General features: G+C 35.0%; 4 protein-coding genes and 2 pseudogenes. 2 read left to right on the top strand and 4 right to left on the bottom strand.

Annotated elements, in window-relative coordinates; genetic code table 11:
* Positions 1 to 691: ribonuclease YeeF family protein (locus ACTJKA_RS19770; protein ID WP_440607896.1), on the bottom strand; the 691-nt coding region annotated here is incomplete at its 3' end.
* A gap of 697 nt (positions 692 to 1,388) precedes the next feature.
* On the opposite strand from ACTJKA_RS19770, the pseudogene ACTJKA_RS19765 reads away from it, so the two are divergent.
* A pseudogene (locus ACTJKA_RS19765) lies at positions 1,389 to 2,051 on the top strand (N-6 DNA methylase); the annotation flags it as partial.
* Complete coding sequence (locus ACTJKA_RS19760; RefSeq protein ID WP_268358281.1) at positions 2,048 to 3,532, top strand: restriction endonuclease subunit S; 1,485 nt, start codon at positions 2,048 to 2,050, stop codon at positions 3,530 to 3,532. The pseudogene ACTJKA_RS19765 and the gene ACTJKA_RS19760, both read left to right, overlap by 4 nt.
* Positions 3,533 to 4,105: 573 nt before the next feature.
* Here ACTJKA_RS19760 and ACTJKA_RS19755 read toward each other — a convergent pair.
* The 3 genes and pseudogenes from ACTJKA_RS19755 to ACTJKA_RS19745 form a co-directional block, all read right to left on the bottom strand.
* Complete coding sequence (locus ACTJKA_RS19755; RefSeq protein WP_265154167.1) at positions 4,106 to 4,495, bottom strand: immunity 50 family protein; 390 nt, start codon at positions 4,493 to 4,495, stop codon at positions 4,106 to 4,108.
* Positions 4,496 to 4,788: 293 nt separating this feature from the next.
* Complete coding sequence (locus ACTJKA_RS19750) at positions 4,789 to 5,226, bottom strand: hypothetical protein (RefSeq protein WP_440607919.1); 438 nt, start codon at positions 5,224 to 5,226, stop codon at positions 4,789 to 4,791.
* Between the two features lie 16 nt (positions 5,227 to 5,242).
* Positions 5,243 to 5,800 (bottom strand): annotated as a pseudogene (locus tag ACTJKA_RS19745) (T7SS effector LXG polymorphic toxin); the annotation flags it as partial.

Genomic DNA, 5,800 nt, shown 5'->3' with positions numbered 1-5,800 from the left:
TGTCTATTTTTTTATTCAATTCGTTTAGGTTACTGCTGATCTTTTTGTCTTCCTTATCTTTGAGAATGGACCCTTTTTGATAGGTGGTGATCCCGATTTTTGCACCAGTGAACATTGTGCCTAGAGTGTCTATGTATTCTTTCATTGTTTGTATGGAGTTCTTGGTTTCATTCAAAGCACTGGCTTGTTCTCTGTCAAAGGCATGGAGCGTACCGATGGTTTTTGAGATGTTCATCCAGGCTTTTTGGTAACTGACTTGAAAAGCAGACTCGTCCACAATTGGTAAATGAATAATATGGCTGACTTTGCCGATGGCACTGCTCACATCTGACATGATATCAGATACAGCTGTTTCGGCATTTTTTAAACCTTGATCAAGCTCATGCTCGAGAAATGCTTGTGAGATAAAGCCATTTTCATTTGATTTAAATGCGTGAAGTGCATTCTGTACCTTTTGGAGTACGGAGGTGTATTCTCCAATCGTGACTTGAAAGAATTGCAAGAAAGGGATATGGCACTCTGAGTAAAACGCTCGAATCGCTTCTCCAGCTTCCCCCTTTAGTGCGCCATCCAATGAAATGATTCGATTGATTTGGCTTTCAAGGGATTTGATATGTAGTGATTGTTGTTTTAACTGTGTCAGTGTTTGATCAATTGCATGGTGCAAAGTTTTAACATCTAACGTTTTCATGGTATTCTCCTTTAATGCTTGGTCGCAATCAATAGAGATTTTACCATTATTAGGAGTTGTATTGGGAAATAAATACTGAAATTTCATGAAAATGAAACGATTTACATAGGTGATAATGACTAGATGTTGAAGAACGAGTGTGGCACAGTTTGAGAATGTGTGTGTTCAAATAATAAAGACAGAAGAACAACCACCCATATCATTAGGATTTTACCACTGTTGTATTCTTTCTGAATCTAATCATATTATTGATGATCTTATATAGTTTTCTTTCGAGATTAGCACAAGAAATATGTACGTTCAAAGATAAGCTTAAATAACCCTTCAAGTAGAAAGGTTATTTTAAAGAAGATACTTTATCAGTGAGCTGGCTATTCGAAACAATATTGTTCTTGCCGATAAAAAGATTAAAGCACAAAAAGAAGATATGAAATTTGTTGAACAAACGTTAATTAACTTAACTTTGTCAGTTGTGGATTAAGACTACCTAATTTTTGTATAAATATAGTATAATAAACATATAAAACCTTTTGGGAAACGGTGATAATGATGAATAGCAATTTTTCATTTTTTCAAGGAAAGTGGGCAGTACTTTCCAATTTAGGAGAAACAGCTGAGAAAAATGTATATCATGACCCACATACAACAGTAATGAAACTACGTTTATTTGCCGAAACATTGACAAAATTTATTCTAGCCGCTTGGGACGAAAAAGGGTGGAGAGAGTGTCTCCCGTGATGACCTGACGTTTGAAACTTCCAATAAACAGCTTAATTTTCTACAGTTAATTTATAACGCTTTAAAAGACGATGGTCATGCACGCGCAGCAGTTGTATTACCTGATAATGTCTTGTTTGAAAGCGGGATTGGTGCACAGATTCGACGCGATTTAATGAATAAATGCAATCTGCATACAATCTTACGCTTACCAACGGGGATTTTCTATGCCCAAGGTGTGAAAACAAACGTCTTATTTTTCACAAGAGGAACAACAGACCAAGATAACACAAAGGATGTTTGGGTATACGATCTCCGCACCAATATGAAGTCATTCGGAAAACGGAATCAGCTAACAATGGCACACTTTGAACACTTCATGAGAGCATATGTAGCAGAAGACCGCTCAAAAGTAGAGGATGAACGTTGGAATGTGTTCACAAGAGAGGACATTGCAAAAAAAGGGGATAGTTTAGATATCGGATTGATTGCAGATGAATCATTATCTTCCTATGACAACTTACCAGATCCAATTGAATCAGCAGAAGAAGCAATTGCAAAACTTCAGCAGGCAATGAATTTATTAAATGAAGTGGTTGAGGAGTTACGTGCTGTTGAAGAGGATGAGGTGGTAAAAAAGTGAGTAAGAGAAAAAAGACTGTTGATGAATTGTTGGAAGAAGTTCTAGTGCCAGAGGAAGAGCAACCGTACGAAGTGCCCACAAATTGGAGATGGATAAAATTAAAAGGGATAAACAAGGATAAAAAGCGAACCATTGTTCCAAGTAAATTTAATGAAGAAATTTTTGAATTATATAGTGTTCCCAGTTATCCTGAAAGGTCTCCTGAAATTATAAAAGGCCAAGAGATTGGATCGAGTAAACAGCTGGTGAATAACAATGATGTTTTATTATGTAAAATTAATCCTCGTATAAATAGGGTTTGGAAAGTATGTAATGAAAAACGGAAATTTCGTCAATTAGCTTCGACAGAATGGATTGTTATTAGTGAAAATATTATAATTTATCCAAATTATTTATTGTATCTTTTGAAGTCACCTTATTTTAGAAAGCTACTTACTTCAAATGTATCGGGAGTGGGGGGATCTCTAACCCGAGCAAGACCAAAAGAAGTAGAAAATTATCCTGTAATAATACCCCCTTTAAATGAACAAAAACGAATTGCTGACAAAGTGGAGCGGCTTTTAAGTAAAATTGAAAAAGCAAAGCAGTTGATTGAAGAAGCGAAGGAAACGTTTGAACTTCGTCGAGCGGCTATTTTGGATAAGGCGTTTCGTGGGGAATTGACTAGGAAGTGGAGAGGGGAAAATGCCGATATAACTACGGCTAATGAATGGATTGAACAAATAAATTTATTAAAAGAAGGAACAAAAACAAAGTATAAAGACCAATTAGACTCAAGTATTTTAGAAAAGCTATATGAATTGCCAAGAGAATGGAAGTGGGTGCGCTTAAATGATCTAATTGAAACATCCACATATGGCACATCTGCTAAAACAAATGATGACGTAACTGGAACACCAGTATTAAGAATGGGGAATATTGTTGATGGTTATCTTGAACTAAATAACTTGAAGTATCTCCCGAACAATCATGAAGATGTTTTAAAATATGATTTACAAACTAATGATTTATTATTTAATAGGACGAATAGTTATGAATTAGTTGGTAAAACGTCTGTAATAACAGAAGATGTCTCAGAGAGATTTACATTTGCATCTTATCTAATCAGAGTTCGATTGTTTTATAAAGATTTTTTAGCTAGTTATGTTTCTCATTATATTAATAGCCATGTAGGACGTAAAATACTTCTATCAATGGTTACCCAACAGGTTGGACAAGCTAATATTAACTCACAAAAACTGGCTTCTTTACCGATTCCTTTGCCTTCGCAGGAAGAAGTTATGGAAATTACAAGCTGGCTTAATAATTATCGAGAACTAGAAAGCAAACAAAAAGAAATGATTCTAGTAGAAGAGAATATTGAAGCACTAAAGCAATCTATCCTCTCTAAAGCATTCCGAGGTGAACTGGGAACAAATGACCTAGGTGAAGAAAGTGCTATTGAATTGCTGAAAGACGTGCTACAAGAACAAGTAAAATAGTTATAGGAAGGCATCCAAATTAATTGGATGTCTTTTATGGTTGCATACATGCCAAGTTATGGTATTGGGTATGTTGGTGTTTTGGTTTGATACAGAAACCACTCTCATTCACAAACTGACAATCGGTAAATTTCTGCCCACTACATCTCTCTTTCTTTACATAAAGGATATGGGGGATATTCCTACATTTTCACTGGGGAGATGAAGGGGGTAAACCTATAGTCGGTTCATCCACACAGCATGAAAAGAATTGACTTTTTCGAAACGAATCTATTTATAGTCTATTTGAACGTGAACGAATAGCGGATATATAAAGTAGCTCAGCAGGATAGAGCAACGGCCTTCTAGGCCGTCGATCGGGAGTTCGAATCTCTACTGGGACGTATGATGATTTGAAACTGTTAAAAAGCCAAAAACATTGATGAATCAAAGTTTCTGGCTTTTTTATTTTTTTCCTATTGTTTAACAAAGTATTTTAGCGATCTTTTATGACTCGAGTCCAACAGGATGGTCAGGCTAAAATCAACTTTAAAGTGGATTTAATATTTGGTGTTTATGAAAACGCAAGTTATCTTAAGAACCAATTAGCCCCGGAGAAATTTGTTCAACCCTTGCCCAATCAAATATGGTTTCGATTTTCATTTGATTCTTGCAATTTATTTTTAGAAAACCTTCATTCTCTGTTGTGTTAATTTCAAAATGATCAATTATATTATTATTTCTTAAATGATTAATTTTTAAATCCGTTACACCAATGAATGATAATTCAACGTAGACAACATCAAAATTCCCCCAACGTTTAGGTTTATTCTTCACGGAGTCTTTTGTCATTAGTCTTATAAATAGGGTAGGACCATCTCTGTTTAAATCAACATTCATGATTTCTGCATTTTTAAAATGGGGGATCCCCCCGAAAATTTGAGTCATCGCTTGTGGGTTCATAAATTTTTCTTCTCTAATCATTTGGATACTCCTCGTCTGAGTTATTTATTGTTTCTTCTTTCAAAATAATAATGGTCTTCTACACCTTCAACTTTACCAATATGGGTATTGTTTTTAGTCAAATTTTAAATGTATACGTTATTTTTACTTATACAACTCGTAAAATCTTATATTTAAAATAAATTTGTATAGAAAAAAGATGAGCTAATATTTACTGAAAGCTCATCTTATCCTTTTATTCTTATATTATCTATATGGGGCTACATTTCTTCACCCTGATTTTGTAAAAGTTTTTTATATTTCTTAATGAGAGCCTAAAGTTCATCTTTCTCTATAATATCTACTTCAATAATTTCATAATTTTTTTGTACCGGTGCACCTCCAAATGTTTGAAGTATTTTGCAAATAACTTTAAATAAACTCGTTTCAACGGAGGTGCCTTTTCCTTTGAATCTCTGCTCATCGCTAGTAGAAACCTCAACCTTATAGCTTAACCCATCATATGATAGTTGAAATTCACAATCCATCTCTTCTAACCAAGTAAATAAATCCGTCATTGACGGAATCCATATTCCTTCTTTAAATACTTCTTCCTTACATAATAGAGTTGTTGATGGAACAATTCTTCCGCCAATCGCCCAAGTGGCATCTTTGTATTCGTAAATATCTTGTGGGTACACTTCATCAGCATACTCAGGCCTATTAAATCCTAACTTAAATAGTTTTTCAGCTTCAATTTTTGTTAAAGACATGTATAATCACCTTTTGTTATTTTATTTTGATGACAGTTCCGGTTGAACTTTTATGTTTATTGATCATGTAATTTCCATATTTATCACTATCAGCAATCCAATGAAGTTCTTTTCCACCTTTTGCTTCCTTGAATACTTTAAAAGCGGAATTTCCATGACCAGTTGTATCTTTAGCCCACCATAAACCTGTTTTTGGATCTCGGTAAGCAGTAACTGTATCACCGTTAAATTTGTATTTTATTGTTTTATCTGCTGTAGTTTTAATATCCCATAATGTTGTGGTATTCTTTGTAGATTTACCAGTATTTTTAATTCCTATCTTCCCATGAAACCCTTTTGCCCCAAACGGTAAAAGCATCCCCAGCGTCGCATTCATACTCGCTTCCTGCTGTTCTTTCGAAATCTTGTTTCCAAACATGTCTCGGCCTGTGATCGCTTCGCTGAAACCGTTGGTGGCGGTGAGGCCATATAAGCCTTTTTGTGATGTTTTCAACGCATCGAAAGACTTCTGTGATGTCTTGTAAATGTCGACTGCTCTGACTGCGGCGGACGTGGCTTGAGTCGTTTTATAGAC

This window comes from Bacillus sp. 22190 (assembly GCF_052045575.1).
GTDB lineage: Bacteria > Bacillota > Bacilli > Bacillales > Bacillaceae > Bacillus > Bacillus altitudinis.
This window is presented reverse-complemented; position numbering and strand designations above follow the sequence as displayed.